The sequence below is a fragment of the Microbulbifer maximicatervae (SeqCode) genome, assembly GCF_052467815.1.
On record NZ_CP174326.1, the window covers coordinates 2,665,391 to 2,689,220 of the forward strand.

24 protein-coding genes are annotated in these 23,830 nt (G+C 43.7%); 8 read left to right on the plus strand and 16 right to left on the minus strand.

The features are described 5' to 3' along the window. Positions 1-1,440: 1,440 nt before the first annotated feature. On the minus strand, positions 1,441-2,139 hold the full coding sequence (locus ACJJIW_RS11595) for a hypothetical protein (RefSeq protein WP_444935230.1): 699 nt from the start codon (positions 2,137-2,139) through the stop codon (positions 1,441-1,443). A 389-nt stretch (positions 2,140-2,528) separates the two neighbouring features. Beyond that, positions 2,529-2,864, minus strand: a complete 336-nt coding sequence (locus tag ACJJIW_RS11600; RefSeq protein WP_444935231.1) for a hypothetical protein — start codon at positions 2,862-2,864, stop codon at positions 2,529-2,531. 459 nt (positions 2,865-3,323) lie between these two features. On the opposite strand from ACJJIW_RS11600, the gene ACJJIW_RS11605 reads away from it, so the two are divergent. From ACJJIW_RS11605 to ACJJIW_RS11615, 3 genes are all read left to right on the plus strand, one after another. Beyond that, positions 3,324-3,554 (plus strand): hypothetical protein, encoded by a 231-nt coding sequence (locus tag ACJJIW_RS11605; RefSeq protein ID WP_444894705.1) that lies wholly within the window; start codon positions 3,324-3,326, stop codon positions 3,552-3,554. A gap of 602 nt (positions 3,555-4,156) precedes the next feature. Continuing rightward, positions 4,157-5,095: a transcription termination factor Rho gene (gene rho / locus ACJJIW_RS11610; protein ID WP_444894704.1), complete on the plus strand. Its 939-nt coding sequence runs from the start codon at positions 4,157-4,159 to the stop codon at positions 5,093-5,095. Between the two features lie 178 nt (positions 5,096-5,273). Further along, positions 5,274-5,660, plus strand: coding sequence for a hypothetical protein (locus ACJJIW_RS11615; protein ID WP_444894703.1), 387 nt, complete (start codon positions 5,274-5,276; stop codon positions 5,658-5,660). Between the two features lie 171 nt (positions 5,661-5,831). On the opposite strand, the gene ACJJIW_RS11620 is transcribed toward ACJJIW_RS11615, so the two are convergent. The 6 genes from ACJJIW_RS11620 to ACJJIW_RS11645 form a co-directional block, all read right to left on the minus strand. Continuing rightward, positions 5,832-6,689: a PA4780 family RIO1-like protein kinase gene (locus tag ACJJIW_RS11620; RefSeq protein WP_444894702.1), complete on the minus strand. Its 858-nt coding sequence runs from the start codon at positions 6,687-6,689 to the stop codon at positions 5,832-5,834. Between the two features lie 545 nt (positions 6,690-7,234). Beyond that, positions 7,235-7,804: a hypothetical protein gene (locus ACJJIW_RS11625; protein ID WP_444894701.1), complete on the minus strand. Its 570-nt coding sequence runs from the start codon at positions 7,802-7,804 to the stop codon at positions 7,235-7,237. 814 nt (positions 7,805-8,618) lie between these two features. Continuing rightward, the gene (locus tag ACJJIW_RS11630; RefSeq protein WP_444935232.1) at positions 8,619-9,233 is read right to left on the minus strand and encodes a hypothetical protein; all 615 of its coding nucleotides are present in this window, start codon (positions 9,231-9,233) and stop codon (positions 8,619-8,621) included. A gap of 811 nt (positions 9,234-10,044) precedes the next feature. Continuing rightward, positions 10,045-10,440, minus strand: a complete 396-nt coding sequence (locus ACJJIW_RS11635) for a hypothetical protein (RefSeq protein WP_444935233.1) — start codon at positions 10,438-10,440, stop codon at positions 10,045-10,047. Between the two features lie 69 nt (positions 10,441-10,509). After that, the gene (locus ACJJIW_RS11640) at positions 10,510-10,995 is read right to left on the minus strand and encodes a hypothetical protein (protein ID WP_444894699.1); all 486 of its coding nucleotides are present in this window, start codon (positions 10,993-10,995) and stop codon (positions 10,510-10,512) included. Between the two features lie 558 nt (positions 10,996-11,553). Next, positions 11,554-11,946, minus strand: a complete 393-nt coding sequence (locus tag ACJJIW_RS11645) for a hypothetical protein (RefSeq protein ID WP_444894698.1) — start codon at positions 11,944-11,946, stop codon at positions 11,554-11,556. Between the two features lie 233 nt (positions 11,947-12,179). Between ACJJIW_RS11645 and ACJJIW_RS11650 the strand changes: the two genes are divergently transcribed. Next, a complete protein-coding gene (locus ACJJIW_RS11650) occupies positions 12,180-13,121 on the plus strand; it encodes a transposase (RefSeq protein WP_444935234.1) in 942 nt (313 codons plus the stop codon). Positions 13,122-13,633: 512 nt separating this feature from the next. On the opposite strand, the gene ACJJIW_RS11655 is transcribed toward ACJJIW_RS11650, so the two are convergent. Both ACJJIW_RS11655 and ACJJIW_RS11660 read right to left on the minus strand, forming a co-directional pair. After that, positions 13,634-14,164 (minus strand): hypothetical protein, encoded by a 531-nt coding sequence (locus tag ACJJIW_RS11655; RefSeq protein WP_282931631.1) that lies wholly within the window; start codon positions 14,162-14,164, stop codon positions 13,634-13,636. A 598-nt stretch (positions 14,165-14,762) separates the two neighbouring features. Then, positions 14,763-15,281 carry an imm11 family protein gene (locus ACJJIW_RS11660; RefSeq protein WP_282931632.1) on the minus strand — a complete coding sequence of 173 codons (519 nt, stop codon included), beginning with the start codon at positions 15,279-15,281 and terminating at the stop codon, positions 14,763-14,765. A gap of 254 nt (positions 15,282-15,535) precedes the next feature. Here ACJJIW_RS11660 and ACJJIW_RS11665 point away from each other — a divergent pair, with 254 nt between their 5' ends. From ACJJIW_RS11665 to ACJJIW_RS11675, 3 genes are read left to right on the plus strand one after another with little or no spacing between them, the layout of a single operon-like run. Next, positions 15,536-15,886: a hypothetical protein gene (locus ACJJIW_RS11665; RefSeq protein WP_444935235.1), complete on the plus strand. Its 351-nt coding sequence runs from the start codon at positions 15,536-15,538 to the stop codon at positions 15,884-15,886. Between the two features lie 12 nt (positions 15,887-15,898). Then, the gene (locus ACJJIW_RS11670; protein ID WP_282931634.1) at positions 15,899-16,123 is read left to right on the plus strand and encodes a hypothetical protein; all 225 of its coding nucleotides are present in this window, start codon (positions 15,899-15,901) and stop codon (positions 16,121-16,123) included. After that, entirely contained in the window at positions 16,114-16,371 is a 258-nt protein-coding gene (locus tag ACJJIW_RS11675; RefSeq protein ID WP_282931635.1) for a hypothetical protein, read from the plus strand. Before ACJJIW_RS11670 ends, ACJJIW_RS11675 begins: the two co-directional genes overlap by 10 nt. 492 nt (positions 16,372-16,863) lie before the next feature. On the opposite strand, the gene ACJJIW_RS11680 is transcribed toward ACJJIW_RS11675, so the two are convergent. Next, positions 16,864-17,310 (minus strand): VapA/VapB family virulence-associated protein, encoded by a 447-nt coding sequence (locus tag ACJJIW_RS11680; RefSeq protein ID WP_282931636.1) that lies wholly within the window; start codon positions 17,308-17,310, stop codon positions 16,864-16,866. Positions 17,311-17,762: 452 nt separating this feature from the next. Beyond that, positions 17,763-18,149, minus strand: coding sequence for an IS4/Tn5 family transposase DNA-binding protein (locus tag ACJJIW_RS11685; RefSeq protein WP_507021868.1), 387 nt, complete (start codon positions 18,147-18,149; stop codon positions 17,763-17,765). A gap of 710 nt (positions 18,150-18,859) precedes the next feature. Here ACJJIW_RS11685 and ACJJIW_RS11690 point away from each other — a divergent pair. Then, positions 18,860-19,393 carry a hypothetical protein gene (locus ACJJIW_RS11690; protein WP_444935237.1) on the plus strand — a complete coding sequence of 178 codons (534 nt, stop codon included), beginning with the start codon at positions 18,860-18,862 and terminating at the stop codon, positions 19,391-19,393. Positions 19,394-19,608: 215 nt separating this feature from the next. Here ACJJIW_RS11690 and ACJJIW_RS11695 read toward each other — a convergent pair whose 3' ends face one another. The 4 genes from ACJJIW_RS11695 to ACJJIW_RS11710 form a co-directional block, all read right to left on the minus strand. Beyond that, positions 19,609-20,016: a PDC sensor domain-containing protein gene (locus ACJJIW_RS11695; protein WP_444935238.1), complete on the minus strand. Its 408-nt coding sequence runs from the start codon at positions 20,014-20,016 to the stop codon at positions 19,609-19,611. Between the two features lie 1,384 nt (positions 20,017-21,400). Further along, positions 21,401-21,577 (minus strand): hypothetical protein, encoded by a 177-nt coding sequence (locus ACJJIW_RS11700; RefSeq protein ID WP_444894692.1) that lies wholly within the window; start codon positions 21,575-21,577, stop codon positions 21,401-21,403. Beyond that, the gene (locus tag ACJJIW_RS11705) at positions 21,577-21,993 is read right to left on the minus strand and encodes a Tse2 family ADP-ribosyltransferase toxin (protein ID WP_444894691.1); all 417 of its coding nucleotides are present in this window, start codon (positions 21,991-21,993) and stop codon (positions 21,577-21,579) included. Before ACJJIW_RS11705 ends, ACJJIW_RS11700 begins: the two co-directional genes overlap by 1 nt. A gap of 773 nt (positions 21,994-22,766) precedes the next feature. Then, a complete protein-coding gene (locus ACJJIW_RS11710) occupies positions 22,767-23,315 on the minus strand; it encodes a hypothetical protein (protein WP_444935239.1) in 549 nt (182 codons plus the stop codon). Positions 23,316-23,830 lie beyond the last annotated feature (515 nt).

Below are 23,830 nucleotides of genomic sequence, written 5' to 3' on the forward strand. Positions count from 1 at the left end.
ATTCAACATGAATAACAGTCTCTTTCTCAGTAAAAGATAAATCAGAACTCACATAGAATTACTTTTCGGTTGATATTTAATCGTGCAAAAGAACCATATCTGCACATTAGTCTTCTATAACTTGAATGTGGTGATGTGTGGCCGTAATAAGAGGTTGAATGATTGGAATGTGGGCCTAGTCTATTAAGTGGGTAGCACACTACTGATTTTGTAATTTTTATCTTCATGATTTGCTGTCTTTTCCAAGTTTCGGCAATGCGTTCTAGCGATTCGTTTATCCAATCATTGTGAGGGTGATTTAGTTTTACGGTGTATCTTGCCTGCCGCCAGAATATAAGCACTGCAACCAATACCGGAAATCCAGACTATATGCCAAGAGAGGACTTGAAAGGACGAGATAAAGTAGAAAATTCCTGTGCATAATTTTCTTTTATTGAACTAACGCCTTGCGTACGAGATATGCTGTAGAGTGCCTACCCGCCAACGATTTTTGTGAGTGATCATGCCGTAGTTTTTTGGGTTTGACCTAGCTACTAACTTCACATCCCGGTATTAAACAAAGCAGAGCTAATGCTATCCTACTGTACCGGTATGATAGGGCGCCAAATACTAGTGCTGATATGAAGCCCCAGGGTAAGTATTGCCATAGAACTTCCTTAATAGATCCAAGCTCTGTAGAAAACAAGAATGCCCGAATCGTAAGGCCGACAAAAAATCCAATTATGGAACAAGCGAATACCCCCAAAAAGACACTGGCTGTGTTTACTGGCTTGTTTTGGTGAGCCTTATGAGCATTCTTCACTGATTTTCCTGGTTCCATGGTTTTAATAGTAACGCCTTGTTTAGTTGCTGCTGAAATGGAGCTGCTTTGTAGTAGCGTAGCATAAGGTATAAAGCGAGCAGAGTGTAGATGGTCGGCTGCAGTAATTTGGTACGCCTAGCATAGGTGTGAACTAAAGGGGTGAAATTCTTCTGTAATCTGTAAGAAGATCGCCGTTTAATGGGCTTTATTAAATACTAACTATTAGCGAATGGCAACTACAACACTGCGAAGCCTTGTGTGGAAAAAGGATTAGTTGACTAGCAGAAACATAATATAAGACTTTGCCGAGAGGCGAGGCGGCTTGCGGTGCTGAAGCCATTTGATCTAATGGGTAGGGTAAGTGATGAAGTTATATCATGACCGTTTATGCTTTTATCCAGGGAGACTCTTAGCTAATAGTTAGGCCCAGCCCGCGTGTTTTCATTCGGATATAAGGTTGAGCTAATGTACTGTCATTAAGCTCAACTCAAATGAAGAACTTCTAGGCACTACTGCTAAGTAGAAAGTCACTACGGACAAGAAATCGCCCTTTGAGCACCCGCACGATGGGTGGGGAATAGCCGGTGATTAGAAACTACCGGTTATTCCCTTTAATCCAGCGAGATTAGTATAATTAGTTAACTATTGTTTTCGAATGCAATCATATCCACCCATTCAAGAACCATATTTATGGCTTGATGCTTTTCATCTTGAGGATAGTCGGTAAATATCGCATTAATTTTTATCGGCCATCCATCAAGTAGGACATACCCAATAATCTTAAGTGTCCGCTCTTCTATTTGATTACCGTCAAGTTCATACGATATATCCATGTCAACTTGCCATAAATAAATTCTGTTACTATCTTTTAGAATCCTGGTACTAACACTGTCAGATCCCGATATGTTGCTCATCGAATTTCCTGTTCTCAGCTGAATATTAGTATTTGAATTGACTTGTTCTTTTGTGAGCTCAATGATCTTTTGATGCTCATCAGAAAAATTCTTTTTGATATCAACAAAATTCTTTTTAGAGATATCGCCATCTTTATATCGGGTGTCAAAAAATAACATTACAATACTGCCCGCCCCATCTGATTCGGGGGCTTTAAGGTCGGCATTTGAAAAGCATGATAAAAGATGTACACTCCCAGGGCGGCCATATATTGTGTTTAGGTGATCCCAGATTTCAAAATCAGATTCACAAATTGGTTTATACTCATGAAATGTAGGTATCTTTATTTGATTGCCAAAAATACTTTTTTCGACAAAGCTATTCGCGATGGAATATTTGCTAAAAGTAATTAGAAATAAAAAAGGAAAAATGTACTTTATCATTACTATCTCTAGGTTTGTAACTCTTAAAGCACTCGATATCAAAGGTTTTGGTATCGGGTGCTTTTACTTTTTACGCCCGGTAGGAGCGTGGGCTAATAGGGTGAAGGCCTCCTGTAGGGCGATCACCGTTTAATGGGCTCCATTAAATGCTAACTACTAGCGAATGGCAACCGTAATATCGAGAGGTCTTGTGGAGAGGAAGCTACTAGTAAAATACTGTGAGCTGACGAGCAGAAACATCTTATAAGGATTAGCTTGGAGAGGAAATGGCTGGCGCATCGAAGCCATGTGATCCAATGGGTAGATATTCATTTCGGGTAGGAAGCTGCCCATTGCGGACCGGCCTGATGGATGGTGTGGGACTGATACCTAGAAACTATCGACCCGGTTTATGAAATTTCCTCTGGATTAAAAATAAGACGAATTTTACTAATTCGGCCTACATTAAAATGAAAGGTTTGAACTATTAATGTACTTCTACAATTTTTAGTGAATTTATATATGTAACATATTGAATTCGGATTGCGAAACTCTTCTACCATTTCATACGATACATTAACTGGAGGCGAAGCTTTCAAAGATTCTATATATTCTTTGGCCGACTTACATTTAAACAATGGCCCGTCAAAATCCAGATTTTCATCTAGTATTAGATCTAATGAATCAAAGTCCTTCGTTTCAAAGAATATGTCCATATACTTTCGGGCAAGCTCTATTTCTTTCATATCGATTTCATATAACGTTTTACTTGGCCGTCACAGAAATGGAGTCGTTTATGCTATCTTAGAAGGCCGTTTCTTGACACTTTTAAGGGTAGAGCTTAAGGCGTCACAGCCATTGACACAATATGGAAATCACAATAATTAAACAGTTAAACCTATACTCCATAATCCAGCCTCACCGCTCACAGATCGCCTTCGGCGACTCCGTACTATCACTGAGTCTCCCGCTGTGTACGCATGGCGTTCCTTTGTGGAAGAGGGGAGGGATTATGAGCACCTGTGCCAGTGGATTGAGACTGGGATGAAAAAAGCTCGCTGTTATCTTTGCGCTGGATATCGCTGCCTAAACGAATCTATTCTATTGCCCGCCAAGCCAACACATAAGACCACTGTACTGGCCGCTTTTGGCAGGGCCGCTTCAAGTCTCAGGCCCTATTGGATGAAAGAGCTTTGGCAGCTAGCATGGCCTATATTGATCTCAATCCTATTCGTGCCGATACTGCAAAAAACCCGGAAGACCCCGATCACACGTTTATTCAGCAGCGTGTTCGCGCTACGATCTCAGGTGAGCAGCCCAAGGAGCTAATACAGTTTGTGGGCGGCGAGCGCCTTAATATGCCGAACGGGTTGCTCTTTCAGATGAATCACTATTTGGCGCTAGTAGATTGGAGTGGTCGGCATTTAGGTCCTTAAAAGCGCGTTGCCATTTCTCAAAAGATGCCCTCTATTCTTGAGCGGCTGGACATCTCAGCCAAACACTGGCTCTATCTCAATTAGCCGCTATCAAAGCCTGATGGGATCAGCAGAGGCTGTACAGTAAGCCTGTATTCAGCTCAATAAATGATGGGTATATGGCATAGGTGACTGCCAACGTTTCCTGTTGGTAACACATCACTAATTTACTCACGGCCTTTCGATGCTATTCCTTCCGATTTGGCCAAAATCGCGTGATTTTCAAACCGAAAGTATATTTTTTCAACACTTCACTTTGTCCGAACCATGCCCGGAGAAATGGCCGTTAAGGTGGAAAGCCTGTACCATTTCGGGTGTCATCTTTCAATCTGTGGGTGTCCTATTTTTCAACCTTCTGATTGGTGTTTCAATGATTACGGCTGACGTTAAGTAGTGTTTTTGGTTTCTAATAGGAGTATTTGTCTGCCTTGGTTCCGAAAGCTAATCGTATAGCCGTAAATTCTGGCTATAGTATCCAGTTTCGGGGAGTACTAATCTTTTGTCCAACCATCGACAATCATTAATAATCTCCCCGGCCTCGATTGATTTGTAAAGAGCATGTTATGTCCAGAAAAATATTATCCTTAAAGGTAAAGAGAAATACGGAGCCTAAGAAGGTTGATAAAAAGCAAGAGGATACTTCTGATCCAAAGAAACGGTTCTTAAATGGAGTAGCTATTAATCCATCTGAGCCTATTCGCCTTGAGTCAGGTTCTCAGGAACTTACGGTTAGGGCGATGGATTTGATCACACCAATTGGTAAGGGGCAGCGTGGCTTGATTGTGGCTCCACCGGGCTGTGGCAAAACCACTATCCTGAAACATATCTGCCAAGCAATGGGGGAGGCTTACCCCGAAATAAAGTTGTACGCTTTACTTATTGATGAAAGGCCAGAGGAGGTTACTGACTTTAAGCGAAGTGTACCGGCCGAAGTTTATGCGTCCTCTTCTGATCATAGCTATGAAGATCATGTGAGAGTAGCTAATGAACTCCTTGATCGGGCCTGCAAGGAAGCCGGTGAAGGTCAGGATGTAATGATCGTGGTTGACTCGTTGACAAGGCTTTCACGGGTACACAATGCGCAGCAGAGTGGTAGGGGACGTACGATGTCTGGCGGGATAGATGCCAGGGCTATGGAGGTACCCAGAAAGCTGTTTGGTGCTGCGAGGAAGATTGAAGGTGGTGGTTCACTTACGATTCTGGCAACGATACTTGTGGATACCGGAAGCCGAATGGACCAGGTGATATTTGAGGAGTTTAAGGGAACGGGAAATATGGAACTAGTATTGTCAAAGGAAGTTGCGAGACAGCGAATTTTCCCTGCCTTGGATATTGCTAAAAGCAGTACTCGCCGTGAGGAAATCCTGTTTAACTCGAAAGATATTGCAACGATAAGAGCTTTACGAAGAACGCTTACCAGTCTAAAGCCTGTAGATGGCACTAAAAAGCTTATTGAACTCCTTGAAAAGTACCCGACTAATGCGGAGTTACTTGACCATTAATTTTTAGTTAAGTTTAAGGGTAGTATTTAGCCGCTTAGCATTTTTGGAGTTAGTCACTTAGCGACCGAGTCCTTACTAGGACAGCCGTTATTTAGTCGAGGGCTTTATGCTTCGATTCTCTGGTGTGTTTTTACAGGATATTGCTCAATGAGGAGCTTAGTGGAAATGTGGCCTTAATATGCCGAAAGGGTTGCCCTTTCAGCTGGACCACTATTTGGCGTTAGTAGACTGGAGTGGTCGGCATTTAGCACCCCAAAAGCGCGGAGCCATTTCTCTAAAGACGCCCCTTATCCTTGAGCGGCTGGGCATCTCGGCAAAACACTGGCTCTATCTCGGTTGGCACTTTGAAAGCCGCTTTAAAGGTTTGGTGGGATCAGCGGAGATTGTAAAGCAAGCTTACATCCAATTCGATAAACGCTGGGTACACGAAATAGGGATTGCCGGCGTTCCCTCTCAGCCGCACCCTGCTAATCTACTTCTACCCCAAATACTCTATAACACGATTACCACTCTTTTATCCAAAATAGCATTTCCAAAAATCTGCATATCAATTCCCAGAACTTAATCTATCTTACCTATAAATCAAAGGGTAAGAACTCCTAGAAAGGGAGCTTGCTACAGAATCTTCCAGCCTTTTGGGGGCCTAATGTGTATGTGCACTAATTTGTGCAATAGGATAATAAACAACACCCGCAGCAACCTGTAAGGTTACTAAACCGGGTGCTTTCATCCAAATTTATGCATCTTCTGATGATTCACGTATGCGCTCTTTTCGTTCCAACTCTTCTTGCATCACCGCTTTGATTTCTTCCAGCACGGCGTCGACATCGGCGCTGTCATCGTCATCATCAAACTTGCCGCTGAGCGTTGAGCTAGTCGTTAAGTTACCCTCTTCAAACAGTGCCCACATTTCCTTGGCGTATTGAGTCTGTAATAAAGAGGGGGCAAATCTGCCATAGTAACGACGCATATTGTCGACGTCGCGAGTGAACATTTCTTGTGCACTGTTATTGGCAGCGGCATTAACAGCTTGGGGTAAATCGATAATCACAGGGCCGGAATCATCCACTAGGACGTTAAATTCGGACAAATCACCATGTACAATTCCCTCGTGAAGCATGAGCATGATGTAATGAATCATTAATGCATGATCTTGAATTGCTTGCTCTTCTGACATTGTCACATCGCCAAGCCGTGGTGCGACATTGCCTGCTTCGTCAGTGATTAACTCCATCAATAATACACCGTCAACACAACCAAAAGTCTTGGGAACACGTACATGAGCGCGTGCTAAACGGGACAAAGCATCAATTTCGGCATTCTGCCAAATCTCTTCCTGCTGTTGGCGGCCATAATTTGATCGTTTTTGCATGGCACGTGCTTGACGACCACTGCGAACTTTACGCCCTTCTTGGTATTGTGCAGCCTTTTTAAAACTGCGCTTAGTTGCATCTTTATAGACTTTGGCGCAACGAATTTCGTCACGACAACGGACAATAAATATATCGGCTTCTTTGCCGCTCATTAGGCGGCTGATAACTTCATCGATTAAGCCATCATCGATGAGAGGCTGTAGACGTTTGGGAGTTTTCACTAGATACCAGCTTCGAGTGTTCGGCAATTAATCATATATGCTATTGACATATTTCCATGTGTATTTGAGGCAAGAAATCTAATCCTGCTTATGGATAAAGAGCGATTATGGGGCCCTATAATGCCCGCGTAAAGGATGGGAGCAATAAGAATCGCACTTGACATGTTATGAACAATGCGGTGAAAGCCCCCAGTAGGAAGATCACCGTTTAATGACCTCTAACTACCAGCGAGTGACAATTGCAATACTATAAGGTTTTGTGGGGAGGAAGTCGCGAACAAAACTATGAGTTGGCGAACAGAAACATCCTATATGGCTTAGTCAGGAGGCCAAGGGTGCCGAAGCCACGTGATCTAATGGGTAGGGTTAATGATGTAGCTGATTTGTGAAATTTTATACTCTTACCTTGGGAAATCTGTGTAATTTGTTTCAGTTATTCTGTCGGCGTGGCTACTGGCTGTTAAGTAGGTCCAACCGGTTAGCATTCATGACCCGCATGATGGGTGGTGTGGTGGCCGGTAGTTAGAAACTACCGGCCACCCGATTTATATTTCTTCTTGTTGAGGAACAAAAGCCTCTTTACTGCCAACGAGAACCACAATAAGAAGTATTATATCGATGACAATGCTAGAGATTGAGCCAGGTATTTGAGCCATCAAGAACCCACTATTTGACTGCGAGCTAATTACTGCTTGAATAATGGCCCAAATAACAGACGCAGCGATAGCTATATAGAAAAGTTTTATCGCGAAATCTTTAGTCATCATTAGAAATATTCCAGATATAAGATACAGACCTGCTACGACCATAGATACTATACCAAAAACAATTGACCAAGATTCATACCACTCTGGGACCTTAAACTGTTCTTGCATAGACTCCATCATTTGAGAAAACTCGATTCGTTTGGGTTCACCTTCCTCTTCAATTTCTAGTGTCAATTGGGGCATATCCTTTCCATCAGGAGTCTTCCCTTTACTGAATTCAGCCATCATTTCTTTCTGCATTTCGAGGATCGAGGGCATGGCTATTTCCTGAGCGCCACCAAGAACCCCAAATATCCCGAAGATAATTGCCAACACTCCAATTATTGTCGCCCATGTAGGTCTTTTCATTTACTACTCCATAGTTCAGTAAAAATATAACGCCATTTGTAATGGGCAGCTTTGTGGCAAAGCCACGTTTAAAGCTGTCCAGCCCTAAGGGCGATCGTTGACAGACTTGGTACGCCCAGCATGGGCGTAAACTAATGGGGCGAATGTCCCCTGTAGGAGGATCACCATTTAATGGGTTCCATTAAATGCTAACTACTAGCGAATGGCAACTGCAACACCGTGAGGTCTTGTGGGGAGGAAGTCGCTAGCAAAACTAGGAGCTGACGAACAGAAACATCCTGTAAGGCTTAGCTTTGAGGCGAGGTGCCCAAGGACACCGAAGCCATGTGATCTGACGGGTAGAGTAAATGGTGCAGTTGTGTAGTGAAAGTTCATGTTCTTATCTGGGGAGATCGGTTTAGCTTCCTGCTGTGAGGCTGTCAGCGTGGCCGCTGACTCATAAGTAGGCCCAGCCCGCTAGCCACCATCGCGGGGGTAAAAAAAGTGGTGGAACACAGCAGCGCTCTGCTCAGTAATGAGTAGGGTGATTAAACAGAATTCAGCAGACGGCATAGTAGCCAAATGCCAAGATTAATACCTTGGACAGGGTGAAGGCCTGAGCCTAAATCCACGAGTTGAAAGACAGGGCTAGCCTACTGATATGTTTCCAGTCGGTTAAAGTTGATGTAGCGCACTGCCATGACACTCAACTCAAATGAAGATCTGCTCGACACTATCGTTGGGTTGAGATTTATTACGGATAGGAGCCGCCCATTGCGGACCCGCGCGATGGGTGGTGTGGGGTCCTGTAATTAGAAACTACCGACTACCCGATTTAAGCATTAGTTTTTAGGGCCTCTTTGGTTGTGTCCACAGCTTGCTGTAGATCCTTGGAGTAACTTTTTAGTTTCTTTAAATCACCTTTGATAAGAGCTTCTTTAACTTCCGTTACCAAGTTTTTTGTGTTTTCAGTAGTATCCACAATTATGCCTGAAATCCTTGAGGCATCATTTAATCCCCATTCTTTGGCTTTATCTCCAACCAGGGGAAGACCTTCAATAATAGGGCATGCAACCTCTAAAGTATTATGTATTTTACTCAGGTTTTTAAAGCTGTACGCTTGAATAACAGATGTCAATTCTGTGACCTGTAAAGAAACATCTTGTACGGCATCAATCAGAGGCTTATTTTCATTGATTTCAGCAAGTGCTTTTCGTGCTCCTTGGAAATGGGTATACACGAAAAATAAAAAGCACCCGATAGTCAATATCGCTCCAACAACAAATAACTCAGACGGTAAAGTTAGTCCAGGTATGTTAGCCAATACCATAGATAAAATGCCAGCAAACCCAAAGGCTAATGCGACCCCCCCAGTCTTATATAGTTTATCCATTCCCTTAGAAAGACTATCTGATATGCGAACTACATCCTGCGTTGCTATTTGGTTCATATAGACATACCTATTGTTTGGTGGAGAGATTGATGCATAACGCACCTCTGTCAAAACCATAGGGAAGTGAAGGTTTTGGCGTCGAGTGCCTTTACTTGATACGCCCAGCATGGACGTGAACTAATGGGGTGAAAGTCCCCTGTAGGAGGATCACCATTTAATGGATTCCATTAAATGCTAACTACTAGCGAATGGCAACTGCAATACCGCGAGGTCTTGTGGGGAGGAAGTCGCTAGCAAAACTACTAGCTGACGGACAGAAACATCCTATAAGGCTTAGCCTGAAAGTGAGGCGGCCAAGGACACCGAAGCCGGGTGATCTAACGGGTAAAGTAAATGATGCAGTTGTGTAGTGAAAGTTCACCTTCTTATCTGGGGGGACCTGTTTAGCTTGCTGCTATGAAGCTGTTAACGTGGCCGCTGACTCATAAGTAGGCCCAACCCACTAGCCTCCATCGAGGGGTAGACAAGAGTGGTGGAACACAGCGGTGCCTGGGCCAGTAATGGCCAAGGTGATTGAACAGAAGTCAGCCGACGGCATAGTAGCCTAATGCTAAGATTAATACCTTGGACAGGGTGAAGGCCTGAACCAAAAATCCGCGAGTTAAAAGATAGGGTTAGCCTACTGATATGCTTCCAGTCGGATAAGTTGAGGTAGCGCACTGCTATGACACTCAGCTCAAATGACGAGCTGCTCGACGCTATTGTTGGGTAGAGATTCATACGGATAGGGAACCGCCCATTGCGACCCGCACGATGGGTGGTGTTGGGGCCGGTAGCTAAAAACTACCGGCTACCCGATTTATGAGCCTCACTGCTCGTAGACCTGAATAGTAATCGCACGTCTGTCGCCACGTACTCTGAATATTGTCAAAAGACCATATTGTTTGAAGTACATGATTTTTTCCCATTCCGGAAAGTTACTACTGCCCGGAAGGCTAGATTTAGGCTGAAGCTTCCAGGAGCCACCCTCCTCAACGATCCTCATGAATGAAGCATGATCATGCTCTGACATCTCTATATAGAAAATTTCGTTATAGTCATCGAAATACTTTGCAATATCAGAAGCCTTCTCCCGCTCGACAACTATGAAATCCTCTTTAGGCTTGAAGCCGATAGCTTCATTGACTATTAGCGAAATATCATATTGCTTCGTACAGCTGACAACTAACAATAGAAAAAAAACAAATGTGGTCCGAGTCTTCATCGTTCATAACGTCCGCATTTACGGCTGGTTTGGAGCACAGCAGAAAACCAGTTCGACAAAATGTGCTAGCTAGGACTTGACAGCATGATAAAAGACTCCCAGCCCCTCGGGATCATAAAACTCCCAGCTAGCATTTTCATACCTAACGAATACATCATTAGTCTGTAGAGTATCCCACCAACTATTCAATGCTTCGAAAAAGATCGATGTAGTAAAATCACTGCAAAGATCGTTTGGAAAATACGATATTTCAACAGCTATTTTTTCACCTTCAGGCCAATCGAGAAACAGATGAACCTGGCTTACAAAGCTAACTCTAGATTTCAGCTGTCCATGAATACAACCTTCTTCACGTTGTGTGATGTAAGACACTACACTTTCCGAAGACATTTCAACTACTTCACCGTCTTGATCTAGGAGCTCGCCATCGCTGAATTCCTCGAGAAATAGTTCAATGAACTTTCCGACACAAGCCAAAGTGGTTGGAGTAAACGTAATATTCCTAGTACTACCATCACTGTCGGTTAAATATTCAAGTACTTCAGCTTCATTCATATGAGAGCCTAACACCTTTAGCAACGGCCGAAATGTAGCGGCAAAGCCGCGTAATGTAGGTCCAGCCACGCAGTGGAGATGTTGCCTAAATTTATTAGGTGACGCCTTACTGTCACTATCTATCCTTAATTGCACATTGGGTAAAGGGAGATAAGCTATTACACTCAATTTCGACTTTATGAACTGGCCCACTGTCTACAAGTGCATATGTCTTGTCCTGCGCGATAATAACCCATGAGTCGTTGCTAAGGGCGCAAACAGACCAGGGAAAGAAGCTGTGTGCCATAATGACTGACATAAAATTAAATTTCTCAATAGGCGCTAAGTGAAACGCACCAAGCTTGTCAGTTTTACCATCGGAGCTCCTACCTTCACATTGCTCGACTCCAATCCCGGCTACAACGCGTACGGGCAGGTTTTTCTTAGGTGATCCTGATTCACTAATAACACCTGATATTTCAGGAGTAAGATTACTGTAATGCGGGATTGGGACACACCCAGTCAAACCAAGAAGCATTAGTAATGTTAAAACTCGCACTCTAGTCACCTAACTTTTATTTAACTAAGTTGGTCATAGAACAATTCTTTGTCTTTCCAAGGATCCTGGTAGGCATCTAGAATATGCTCAATAACTGGAGTAGCTCTAAAGTCAGGGATACTCTGTGCCTCTCTTAACCGTTTTTCTAAATGAGCTTTGTACCTCTTTAGCCTAAGGTGATACATGCAAACCTGCGCCAGCTCCCAGGTACACTCTTTGAAAATATCGAAATCCTCGATAAATGTCTCTTCAAAATCCTCTTTGACAGTATCTTTGAGTTTATAGAGCTCCAGTATCTGTTCACAGAAAGGGACTAAATCTGGATTTCCCAAAGATTCTGGTGCAGCAAAAACGAATTCAGACTTTCTGAAGATTTCTCTTAGCTTTGACCTAATACCTGAATCCATATTCACAGTTAACGCCTTTAGCACCGGCAGCCTGCGCGAAGCGCGTTGTTAGGCAGTCCAGCCACGAAGTGGCGAGGGTGCCTAAATTTGGTACGCCCAGCATGGGCGTGAACTAATGGGGTAAACGAGGCCGTTTCTGGACACCGATCAAAGGTAGAGCTTAAGGCGTCACAACTATTGACACAATACTGAAAGCACAATAAAAATACTGGATATTAAAACAGTTAACCCCATGTCCGATGACCCAGTCTCGCCGCTCTCAGATCTCACTTGATGCGACTCCGTACTATCGCTGTGTCTCCCGCTGTGTACGCCGGGCGTTCCTTTGTGGAAGAGATGATCAATTGGGGAGGGATTATGAGCACCGGCGCCAGTGGGTTGAGGCTGGGATGCAAAAGCTAGCTGCTATCTTTGCGCTGGATATCGCTGCCTATGCGGTAATGAGTAATCACTACCATGTGGTACTCTATATCGATGCTAAAACGGCCAGAACTTGGTCTGATACTGAGGTCATTTTCCGCTGGCAGGAATTATTTAAAGCTTCTAATTTGGCTCAGCACTTCATTCAGGGCACTGCACTGGATTGCAGTGAAAAGAACAAGCTTAAGGAGCTGATCGAGCTGTGGCGAGAGCGATTAATGGATATCAGTTGGTTTATGCGCTGCATAAACGAATCTATTGTTCGCCAAGCCAATGCAGAAGATCGCTGTACTAGCCGCTTCTGGGAGGGCGGTTTCAAGTCTCAGGGGCTATTGGATGAAAGAGCCTTGGCTGCCTGCATGGCCTATGTTGATCTCAATCCTATCCGTGCCGATATTGCAAAAAAACCGGAGGACTCGGATCACACGTCCATTCAACAGCGTGTTCGCGCTGTGATCTCAGGTGAGCAGCCTAAAGAGCTGCTACCGTTTGTGGGCGGCGAGCGCCTTAATATGCCGAAAGGGTTGCCCTTTCAATTGGATCACTATTTGGCGTTAGTAAACTGGAGTGGCCGGCATTTAGGCCCCAAAAAGCGCGGTGCCATTTCTCAAAAGACGGCCCCTATCCTTGAGTGGCTGGGCATCTCGGCAAAACACTGGCTCTATCTTAATCGGAACTTTGAAAGCCGCTTTAAAGGATTGGTGGGATCAGCAGAGGTTGTACGGCAAGCCTGTATTCAGCTCAATAAACGCTGGGCATAGGGTATAGGCGACTGCCAACGTTTCCTATCTGCAATGCCCCACTAACTCCCTCCCAACCTTTCGATGCTATTCCTTTCGGGTTGGCTAAAATCACGAATCTTTAAACCTCAAGCATAATTTATAAAATTTCATCTTGCCCTACACCAGGCCAGGAGAAATGGCAGTCAAGGTGGAAGGCCTGTACTATTTCCGGTGTTATCTTTCAATCTGTAGGTGTCCTAGTGTTTAACACTACATTGCAGCGGCACGTTCCAGCTGGCGCCAACCCCCTTATCATATGGAATGCTTGATCATTTAGCTTATTCTTCTCTTTTTGTCACTAACTCACTTGTAAATAATTACTGCATTTATCATAAGTGAAATTAAAGTATAAAGCTTATTGAAAATGATATCGTAGTAGTCCATTCAATCATGGTATGTTCCCGTAGGTTTTAATTATCTCGTGAATAACTCCTCAATACCTGCACAGCTTTGCCGCATCCGATGACGTAGGCGCGAAATTAATTGATTTGTTATGGTCTAATCCATGCTATAAAACGAGAAATTAAACTTGGGGAGTTGTGATCTATCTCTGATTTTTTTTTAAATTCAGCGGGAGTAATTGTCACACCATGAACCAGTTGCTCTTGATTGTTTAGATGGAGAAATAGGCGACCAATAACAGTCCGATGATTCCCTGAGGAAATGTAATATTTATCATCAATTTGATAGAAAGACCAGTGTGTCTTTTCATTATCATCAAAATAGTAACTAGGATTTTTCTCTAATGCTTTAACATTTACAATAGCTCTCTTGAGTCCCTGTAATGCAACCTCTCTATTGTTCATGAAATCACCATCGGAAGTTCCTGGAATTGGCTTCAATTGACCCCACGTCTTGCCGCAGTAATCAGGGTGAGTTGTTCCAACAACTTTAGATAAATCTACACTTCCCCTTTTGGGCTCTCCTACATTGATTTTGCCTCTCTCCAGAAACAACAGAACATCGTTTGAAAATGGTATGTTTTCAAGACTTATCTCTTCAATAAAGGTATTCCATGCCACTTATACAATCTCCGTTTAGTACATAACATATTTAGCATCCACGTCGTAGGCGTCTGGTGCCTAAACTTGGTACGCCCAGCATGGGCGTGAACTAATAGGGTAAAAGTCCCCTGTAGGAAGATCACCATTAAATGCTAACTACTAACGAATGGCAACTGTAACACTGTAAGGTCTTGTGGTGAGGGGGCCGCTAGTAAAGTACGTGCTGAGGAACAGAACATCCTTGAAGCTGAGGTGGCCAAGAACTCCGAAGCCATGTGATCTATCGGATAGAGTAAATGATTCGGGGGTATAGTGAAAGTTCACGTTCTTATCTGGGGAAATCTGTTTAGCTTGCTGCTGTAAAGCTGACAGCGGGACTCATAAGTGAGCTCCACTGCGGAGAAAGAAAAAATAGATAGTAGAGCACAGCATTGTCTAGGTCACTAATGGCCAAGATGATTAAAGAGAAATTAGTCGATGGAATAGTGGTCTAATGCCATGACTATTGTCTTTTATATGATGTAGAGTTACACGAGACTATCGTTGGGTATAAACTCAATTTCTTAGGCGATGAATGGTACGGTAGCCGGTAGCAAGGAACTACCGACTACTCGATTTATGCTGAAGCCTTGGCCTCGAAAGAAACACCGTTGAAATTATTAGCTTGAATCAGGTCTTTTAGGTATGAATTACAGAATATTGTTGAAAAATTATCTTCTTTAATTTTGAAAGCTAGAATTTGCTCAGGCAAATCTTTTTTAAATACAGGGCGCGATACACTCCCATAACGATTAAAAGATGATTGGCCATGATCTAGAGCATCTAATGATTGTGTAACATTCCATAACCAAAAAGTTTTATTGTTATATGTTATGGTTAATAGCTGTCCAAACTTTTCCAGTTCTTCGCCTATTATAACTTTCACATTATTCGATATTACTAATGATCCAGATTGAATGAATGAAAAATCTTTTATCTCGCATTCATCCTCTAACGATACTTCAAGAGAATGAGGCCACTCTAACTCTTTCCCTTTAGATAGTAGAGAACCATGGGTTTCTATGGATCTAACTTCATCTTTTGGAGTGAACGTACAATTGTTGTCATCAGATAGTTCAATTGTATAAATTGTCATAAATGGCCGTTTCGGGACACCCATAAAGGGTAGAGCTTAAGGTGTCTCAGTCATTGACACAATACGGAAATCACAATAAAAATAATGGATACTAAAATAGTTAAACCAATTCCCCATGACCCAGCCTCGCCGCTCATAGATCTCTCTTGATACGACTCTGTACTATCACTGCGTCTCCCACTGTGTACACAGAGTATTCCTTTGTGGAAGAGGGGAGGGATTATGAGCACCGGCGCCAGTGGGTTGAGGCTGGGATGCAAAAGCTAGCTGCTATCTTTGCGCTGGATATCGCTGCTTATGCGGTAATGAGTAATCACTACCATGTGGTGCTCTATATCAATGCTAAAACGGCCAGAACTTGGTCTGATACTGAGGTCATTTTCCGCTGGCAGAAGCTATTTAAAGCTTCTAATTTGGCTCAGCGCTTCATTCAGGGCGCCGCACTGGATTGCAGTGAAAAGAACAATCTTAAAGATCTAATCGAGCTATGGCGAGAGCGATTAATGGATATCAGTTGGTTTATGCGCTGCCTAAACGAATCTATTGCTCGCCAAGCCAATGCAGAAGACCGCTGTACAGGCAGCTTCTGGGAGGGCCGTTTCTAATCTCAGGCGCTATTGGATGAAAGAGCCTTGGCTGCCTGTATGGCCTATGTCGATCTCAATCCTATCCGTGCCGATATTGGAAAAACCCCGGAGGACTCCGATTACACGTCCATTCAGCAGCGTGTTCGTGCTGTGATATCAGGTGAGCAGCCTAAAGAGCTGCTACCGTTTGTGGGCGGCGAGCGCCTTAATATGTTGAAAGGGTTCCCTTTCGGCTGGATGACTATTTGGCACTAGTAGACTGGAGTGGCCGACATTTAGACCCCAAAAAGCGCGGTGCCATTTTTCAAAACGCGCCCCCTATCCTTGAGCGGCTGGGCATCTCAGCAAAACACTGGCTCTATCTCAACCGGAACTTTGAAAGCCGCTTTAAAGGCCTGGTGGGATCAGCAGAGGCTGTACGGCAAGTCTGTATTCAGCTCAATAAACGCTGGGTACATGGCATAGGCGACTGCCAACGTTTTCTTTCGGCAAGCCCTTCCTAATTCCCACCCTGCCTTTCGATACTATTCCTTCCGATTTGGCCAAAATCACGCAATTTTCATACCTAAAGCATAATTTTTTAGTATTTAACTTTGCCCTATACCAGACCAGGAGAAATGCCCGTCAAGGTGGAAGGCCTGTACTTTTTCCTGTGTCATATTTCAATCTGTGGGTGTCTTAGTGTTTTTAGTGTTTCTTATACCGTGAGGTGTTGTGGGGAGGAAGCTGCTAGCAAAACTATGAGCTTACGAACAGAAATATCCTATAAGGTTTAGCATGAAGGTGAGGTAGCCAGGGACACTGAAGCCAAGTAATCTGTGGTGTGGTAGCCGGCAGTTAGAAACTACCGGCTACCCGATTTATGACATGCTAATTCAAATCCTGTTAATTCTTAGGTCTTCAGTTAGCTGACAATAATTGACATAAATTCTTTGTACAGAGTCTACCCTAAGCGCCGATTTATAACATCGAGTGAGCGCTAGTAGAGTTGGAGCTTATTGTTTGGTGAATTTACCACTACCCGCCGCAGTACCCGATGCAATATTTGGCCCACCACCAACGAAACTTCCTACTCCTCCGAATTCTAAAATAGTGCCTACTAAGGTGGTCTGAAATAGAAAATGCATATCCCCTTTAGTGATAAGTTGAGCAGGAGATAAACTGGATACGCCCCCACCATAACTAACACCACCTGCACCAATGATTAATCCACCTCCATTACCTTCGAATCTAAGTACTTCACCAGATTCAAATGTGAGAGTCATAACCACGTGTGTATACCCAATTCCACTTACTATAATTGCCAAATCTCCAGAGAAGGCATACTCTGCTGACGCAATCGAGAATTCTTTTTGCACATCTTCCGGTAGATTTTCAAGGTTTGTACGTAGATTTTTTCTTTGCTCTCTTGCTAGTTCAATAAAATTGGTTTCGGTAGTCATTTTAAGCCTCCAAGCTTATAAGTTAATATATGAAATTCAACTAAAATTACTGCCATCCGAACATAGATATTTATCGGTGAAATAAATATCACAGGATATTATAGTCATAACATTTATATGGTGATCATTTTTGCCGCTATTATTATGACTGATCTCGCAGAATTGATTTCTACGCCAAAGCGAAACCTTTTATTTGAAATCATAGGATTAAAGCATTCTGACACGTTCGTGCAGGCTGCAAGAATTATCACTTTGGCCACTATCCCGATTTTAACGTTAGCCCGCAATCCATTGATTTAACAATTTTTTGGTGTGTCTTCTTGCTCCCCTATTTAACAGTCAATATGATCATGAATCCCTAAGCTGGCACTCACCAAATTTCATAAGTCGGTAATAGTTTAGGGAGTTGTTGAGGTATCGGGGTAGGGTGGGGTACAGGTTCTAAGAGTGGATTAGTGTGGGTTGCTTAAGAGGTGTTTCTCATAATGGACGCTCTGGATCAGATTGGTCTCTTTACGCCTAAGTGTTCCCATCTCTTTACTTTCTAGGTCAGTGGCAAAATTTAGAAAGGTTGTATCCTGAGGGATAAGAACAACGGGCTGCGCTTTGATCCTTTCAAGAGTTGCCGATTTATGGCCACTCATAATAGAGTCAAAGTTGACTTTACCATTTTCGATAAAGCCATAAGCCGCAAACGTTTCTGCCCAAGTTTTGTTTGCGCAGGGAATACTGTTCTTTGGATCGGAACTTAAACTACTAAGAATATTGGACAAGTGTTTATTCAAGCGTGTATCACCCATATCTTGATTTTTTTCTTTGTCCATGACCCAGTCCCGCATAATAATCTGATCAAGTCTGAAACTCTTACCAGATTAAACTGTAACTTATTGATTTTCTTGGTGAAACTGGAAAAACTTGTGTATAAAACTCAGCGCCAAAACGGAGGTCCCAGCCGCGTAGCAACGCCATGATTTGTTTGGTACGCTCAGCATGGGCGTGAACTAATGGGGTGAAAGTCCCTTGTAGGAAGATCACCGTTTAATGGACTTCATTGAATGCTAACTACTAGCGAATGGCAACTACAATACCGCGAGGTCTTGTGGAGAGGAAGCCGCTACCAAAACTACGAGCTGACGAACATATCCTATAAGGCTTAGCCTGGAGGTGAGGTGGAAAAGGATACCGAGGCCATGTGATCTAACGGGTAGAGTAAATGGGGCCGTTTCTGGATACCCATCAAAAATAGAGCTTAAGGCGTTACAGTTATTGACACAATATGGAAAGCACACAAAAACATTGGATATTAAAATAATAAAACCCATGCCCCATGATCTAGCCCTGCAGCTTACAGATCTCTCTTGATACGACTGTACCCGAAGCATTCCTTTGTGGAAGAGGGGAGGGATTATACGCACCGGCGCCAGTGGATTGAGCCTGGATTGCAGTGAAAAGAACAAGCTTAAGGAGCTTATCGAGCTATGGCGAGAGCGATTAATGGATATCAGTTGGTTTATGCGCTGCCTAAACAAATCTATTGCTCGCCAAGCCTATGCAGAAGACCAGTTGTACTGGCCGCTTCTGGGAGGGCCGTTTTAAATCTCAGGCGCTGTTGGATGAAAGAGCTTTGGCTGCCTGCATGGCCTATGTCGATCTCAATCCTATCCGTGCCGATATTGCAAAAACCCCGGAGGACTCCGATCAGACGTCCATTCAGCAGCGTGTTCGTGCTGTGATCTCAGGTGAGCAGCCTAAAGAGCTACTACCGTTTGTCGGCGGCGAGCGCCTTAATATGCCGAAAGGGTTGCCCTTTCAATTGGATCACTATTTGCCGTTAGTAGACTGGAGTGGCCGGCATTTAGACCCCAAAAAGCGCAGTGCCATTTCTCAAAACACGCCCCCTATCCTTGAGCGGCTGGGCATCTCAGCAAAACACTGGCTCTATCTTAATCGGAACTTTGAAAGCCGCTTTAAAGGCCTGGTGGGAACGGCAGAGGCTGTACGGCAAGCCTGTATTCAGCTCAATAAACGTTGGGTACATGGCATAAGCGATTGCCAACGTTTCCTATCTGCAACGCCCCACTAATTTCCTCCCAACCTTTCGATACTATTCCTTCCGGTTTGGCCAAAATCACGCAATTTTCAAACCTAAAGCATAGTTTTTTAGCATTTCACCTCATCCTACATCAGATCAGGAGAAATGGTCGTTAAGGTGGAAGGCTCGCACTATTTCCGGTGGCATTTCTCAATCTGTGGGTGTCCTAGTGTTGCCCACGAGCGCCTTAACTTGCTATAAGGTTTTTAGAATTTTGCACAGTTAAAACCTTGAAGCATTTTATATGTATCTGGATTTAATTTTGTGCTTCTGACGCCTTTTTTGCGCACGAATGTAGGGTATTCCATGTCTACGCGATTTACTGGGCTACCAAAAACTACTCGTACATCACCACCTGTAGGTGAGGCAATCTTATCAGCAAACTCGGTTGATTCGTCTAACTTAATACCATCCACTATCTTAGTGACTTTATAGTGCAGCACAACATTGAGGTTTTTATTTATGACGTAGACTGAATCACCAATCTCTACTGAAGAAAATTCGTTCCAGCCATGTTGGGACGGGGAAAGATCAAAAATTGCTCCTTCACCCAAATCTTTGTAGATTACTTTGTGTTGCCTGTCGGCAATATTGGAAACTAAAAAACTATTCATTACTGATTCTCAGATACGTATAACGTTGCCACCAAGGGCAGCTCCGAAGGGGTTAAGCGATCTTGCCTGGCCTGGTTATAGCTGGCGCGTCCAGAACCGTCTACTAGCACTTTGCCAACCACAGCTTGGCTGGCTGCTGCCCAATACTTAAGAGGAAATAATACCGCACTTTCCCCAACCAATCCCTATCTCACTGGTATCCCGCGAAATTACAGCGGGCTGCCCATTCCTCCAGTACCTGAGCGAACACTCTAGGAGCGAAACTACCTAAATATCAACTAGCAAAAATGGCTCAATACAGGGTGCTATTTAGTGGCACTAAACCTTCAGTTAGTATGAAAAATCACTAAAACCGACCGTCACAATTACTCTCAGCTAACCGGCAGCCAGTGCGAAGTACGCTTTTGGCTGTCCGACAGAGGCCGCTTGGCCGGGGTGTAGTTGAGCGTTTTGGTACGCTCTGTATGGGCGTGAACTAATGGGGTGAAAGTCCCCTATAGGGATATCAACATTTAATGGATTCCATTAAATGTTAACTACTAGCGAATGACAACTACAACACCACGAAGTCTTGTGGGAGGAAGCCGCTAGTAAAACTGCGAGCTGACAAACAGAAACATCCTATAAGGCTTAGCCTGGAGGCGAGGTGGCCAAGCATGCCGTAGCTATGTGGCTAATGGGCCGAGCTAATGATGTAGTCGTGTATTGAAAGATCACGTTCTTATCTGGAGAGATCTGCTTAGCTTGCTGCTGTATGCGTGACCTTGAAATCATATAGGGCCCAACCCGCTAGCCTCGATTCAGGAGGCCTACTTCATAGCCTATGTAGGTCTCAAGCCGATCGGTGCCATTTCTCAAAATGCGCCCCGTATCCTTAAGCGGCTGGGAATCTCAACAAAACACTGGCTCTATCTTAATCGGGACTGTGAAAGCCGCTTTAAAGGCCTGGTGGGATCAGCAGAGGCTGTACGGCAAGTCTGTATTCAGCTCAATAAACGCTGGGTACATGGCATAGGCGATTGCCAACGTTTCCTTTCTGCAACGCCCCACTAATTCCCTCTCAACCTTTCGATACTATTTCTTCCGACTTGGCCAAAATCACGCAATTTTCAAACCTCAAGCATAATTTTCTACATTTCTCCTTGCTCTTCACCAGACCAAGAGAAATGGCCGTTAAAGTGGAAGGTCCGTACTACTTCCGGTGTCGTCTTTCAATCTGTGAGTGTCCTGGTGTTGCTTATGAACTCTTCCAAAAGATGGGGTTGATTTCGTTACGTGGTTGTTGGGTGAAAATTCATAACAGGTAAGGAACCACTCATTGTGGAGCCGCACGATGAGTGGTGTGAGGCCGGTAGTTAGAAACTACCGACTACCCGATGTATGGTTACACATCTGGGTTATCCGATATTTTTTCGAGGATAATGCTATATAATGCGAGGTCATTTGAGATTTCGACTGCATCATCACTTTCAGGGTCTAGGATACTCTTTCTTTTTTTCATATTTTCCATTGTTTGTTTTACAGAGTAGCGTATAAGCCTTAATTCTTGTATTCCAAACATTACATAGCTCCTCGATTTCGATATTCTTTAATATGGATGGCATTTTTCTCTGCCCAATTTAGCAATATTTTTTTCCATTCATCTAATTTAATGGGCTTTAATGAACGGATCGTATAGTGTCCTTTAAATACACCATTTGTTAAATCTTTTGAGACTGTAAACCCTGGAGGCAACTCAGTTTTGGGTGGGATGACCCACCAATCAGGACTGAAGTCCATTTTTGGCTTGTCGAAAAGGCTGACACCGCCAGATGTGTGATCAACTACCCCAGTTTCAGGGTTGATTTTTATATCGTATGTTTGATCCGCTGTTCTTGGGGGCATTGTGCGAATATAGTCAAATTTTGATTTAGTTGGTGTTCCTGCCCGATATAGTTCAACAGGAGTCTTTAGATAGAATTCTATAGGTGTATGCACTATTTTCTCCTTAGGTTAGTTAGTATTTTCCATAACGCTTTAATGACGTGCCCCATTGATTAATTTGGTACGCTTAGTATGGGCGTGAACTAATGGGGTGAAAGTCCCCTGTAGGAGGATCACCATTTAATGGGTTCCATTAAATGCTAACTACTAGCGAATGGCAACTGCAACACCGTGAGGTTTTGTGGGGAGGAAGCCGCTAGCAAAACTACGAGCTGACGGACAGAAACATCATATAAGGCTTAGCCTGGAGGCGAGGTGGCCAAGTGCGCCCAAACCGGGTGATCTAACGGGTAGAGTCAATGATGCAGTTGTGTAGTGAAAGTTTACGTTCTTATCTGGGGAGATCTGTTTAGCTTGCTGCTGTGAAGCTGTCAGCGTGGCCGCTGACTCATAAGTAGGCCCAACCCACTAGCCACCATCGTGGGGTAAACAAAAATGGTGGGAAACAGCAGCGCCTCGGTCAGTAATGGTCAAGGTGACTAAACAGAAGTCAGCCGACGGCATAGTAGCCAAATGCCAAGATTAATACCTTGGACAGGGTGAAGGCCTGAACCCAAACTCCACGAGTTAAAAGACAGGGCTAGCTTACCGATATGTTGCCATTCGGATAAGTTGAGGTAGCGCACTGCCATGATACTCAACTCAAATGAAGGGCTGCTCGATGCTATCGTTGGGTAGAGATTCATTACGGATAGGGAACCGCCCATTGCGGACCCGCACGATGGGTGGTGTGGGGGCCGGTAGTTAGAAACTACCGGCTACCCGATTTAGGCTTTTTCGGCAATGTGCTGTAGCCTGTTTAGCTCTGCTGTAGAAACTTGAGAAAGAACCCCCTTGGCCTCTAGAATTTGAATTACTCTGACCTCAATACGTGAGCTTAACTCGCTATCATCCTCAGAAATATCAGCCTCTATGCCTTCTAACATTTTATCAAATAATGGCTGAAACATTGATTCTGCGACCATCTCTATTTCTTTAGCTTGATATTCTTTCTTAAGTTCTTCGTAGTTGTCATCAGGAACTATCATTGCCGAATGAAGTAAAAGCTGAGGAGGTATAAATATTGTTTGAAGAGAATTCTTCAATGTAACTCCACCCTCATCAATATCCACAATCTTATAGAGATTGCTGCCTGCACTGCTGCCCGCGCCAGTGTAAACAATATAGGCATTTCTACCGGCCACAGTTTCAAGCTTCTCTTTAAGTTTTTTGTACTCGCTTTTCTTTTGCAAGAAATCTTTTAGATAGAAAGTTATTGCAACACTTACAACTGTTGTCACAACGGCGAAGAGTATTTTTGCGTAATCGAATTCCAATTTTTACTCCATATTTTGTTTAGCCTAACGCCTCAATAATGGGCCGGAACGCAGCGGCAAAGCCGCAGAGTGGAGGTCCAGCCCGTAGGGGCGCCATTGATTGATTTGCTATATGTTGCCACTGTGCTGCCTAAACTTGTGATTACAAGACCAGCATGACTCACTTGGCCAATGCCATTGTTTTATGCTGCTGCCTCTGATTATCTGTGGCTTTTTACATTTTGGGCAGTTGAAGCGAAAAACATATGTGACGACGAACAACCAGTATGCCATTGCTATCCACCAATGCCAGCCAAAAGGAGGGAAGCCTTTAGGCTCATTGGAGATAAAACTAGATGAGTCAACCACTCGATAGAGTAGGATCAATACCGAGCCAACTATTAATAGGGAAATCAGCTTCTTCTTATAGTGGTTCATGGTTCGATGACACATAACATCCACCTCAGTTGACCTTGGTGTGGTGCGACTTTTGGGTTAATTTATGCAGCAAACCCAAAAGGCACGTAGCATCAAGG

Coding starts and splice junctions, on each gene's coding strand:
- ACJJIW_RS11625 (WP_444894701.1), bottom strand. CDS start 7,804: ATGAAAAGACCTACATGGGCGACAATAATTGGAGTGTTGGCAATTATC.
- ACJJIW_RS11665 (WP_444935235.1), top strand. CDS start 15,536: ATGCAAAAGCTAGCTGCTATCTTTGCGCTGGATATCGCTGCTTATGCG.
- ACJJIW_RS11600 (WP_444935231.1), bottom strand. CDS start 2,864: ATGAAAGAAATAGAGCTTGCCCGAAAGTATATGGACATATTCTTTGAA.
- ACJJIW_RS11695 (WP_444935238.1), bottom strand. CDS start 20,016: ATGAATAGTTTTTTAGTTTCCAATATTGCCGACAGGCAACACAAAGTA.
- ACJJIW_RS11700 (WP_444894692.1), bottom strand. CDS start 21,577: ATGTTTGGAATACAAGAATTAAGGCTTATACGCTACTCTGTAAAACAA.
- ACJJIW_RS11635 (WP_444935233.1), bottom strand. CDS start 10,440: ATGAAGACTCGGACCACATTTGTTTTTTTTCTATTGTTAGTTGTCAGC.
- ACJJIW_RS11685 (WP_507021868.1), bottom strand. CDS start 18,149: ATGCGGGACTGGGTCATGGACAAAGAAAAAAATCAAGATATGGGTGAT.
- ACJJIW_RS11660 (WP_282931632.1), bottom strand. CDS start 15,281: ATGACAATTTATACAATTGAACTATCTGATGACAACAATTGTACGTTC.
- ACJJIW_RS11595 (WP_444935230.1), bottom strand. CDS start 2,139: ATGATAAAGTACATTTTTCCTTTTTTATTTCTAATTACTTTTAGCAAA.
- ACJJIW_RS11680 (WP_282931636.1), bottom strand. CDS start 17,310: ATGACTACCGAAACCAATTTTATTGAACTAGCAAGAGAGCAAAGAAAA.
- rho (WP_444894704.1), top strand. CDS start 4,157: ATGTCCAGAAAAATATTATCCTTAAAGGTAAAGAGAAATACGGAGCCT.
- ACJJIW_RS11615 (WP_444894703.1), top strand. CDS start 5,274: ATGCCGAAAGGGTTGCCCTTTCAGCTGGACCACTATTTGGCGTTAGTA.
- ACJJIW_RS11605 (WP_444894705.1), top strand. CDS start 3,324: ATGGCCTATATTGATCTCAATCCTATTCGTGCCGATACTGCAAAAAAC.
- ACJJIW_RS11650 (WP_444935234.1), top strand. CDS start 12,180: ATGACCCAGTCTCGCCGCTCTCAGATCTCACTTGATGCGACTCCGTAC.
- ACJJIW_RS11640 (WP_444894699.1), bottom strand. CDS start 10,995: ATGAATGAAGCTGAAGTACTTGAATATTTAACCGACAGTGATGGTAGT.
- ACJJIW_RS11630 (WP_444935232.1), bottom strand. CDS start 9,233: ATGAACCAAATAGCAACGCAGGATGTAGTTCGCATATCAGATAGTCTT.
- ACJJIW_RS11690 (WP_444935237.1), top strand. CDS start 18,860: ATGCAGAAGACCAGTTGTACTGGCCGCTTCTGGGAGGGCCGTTTTAAA.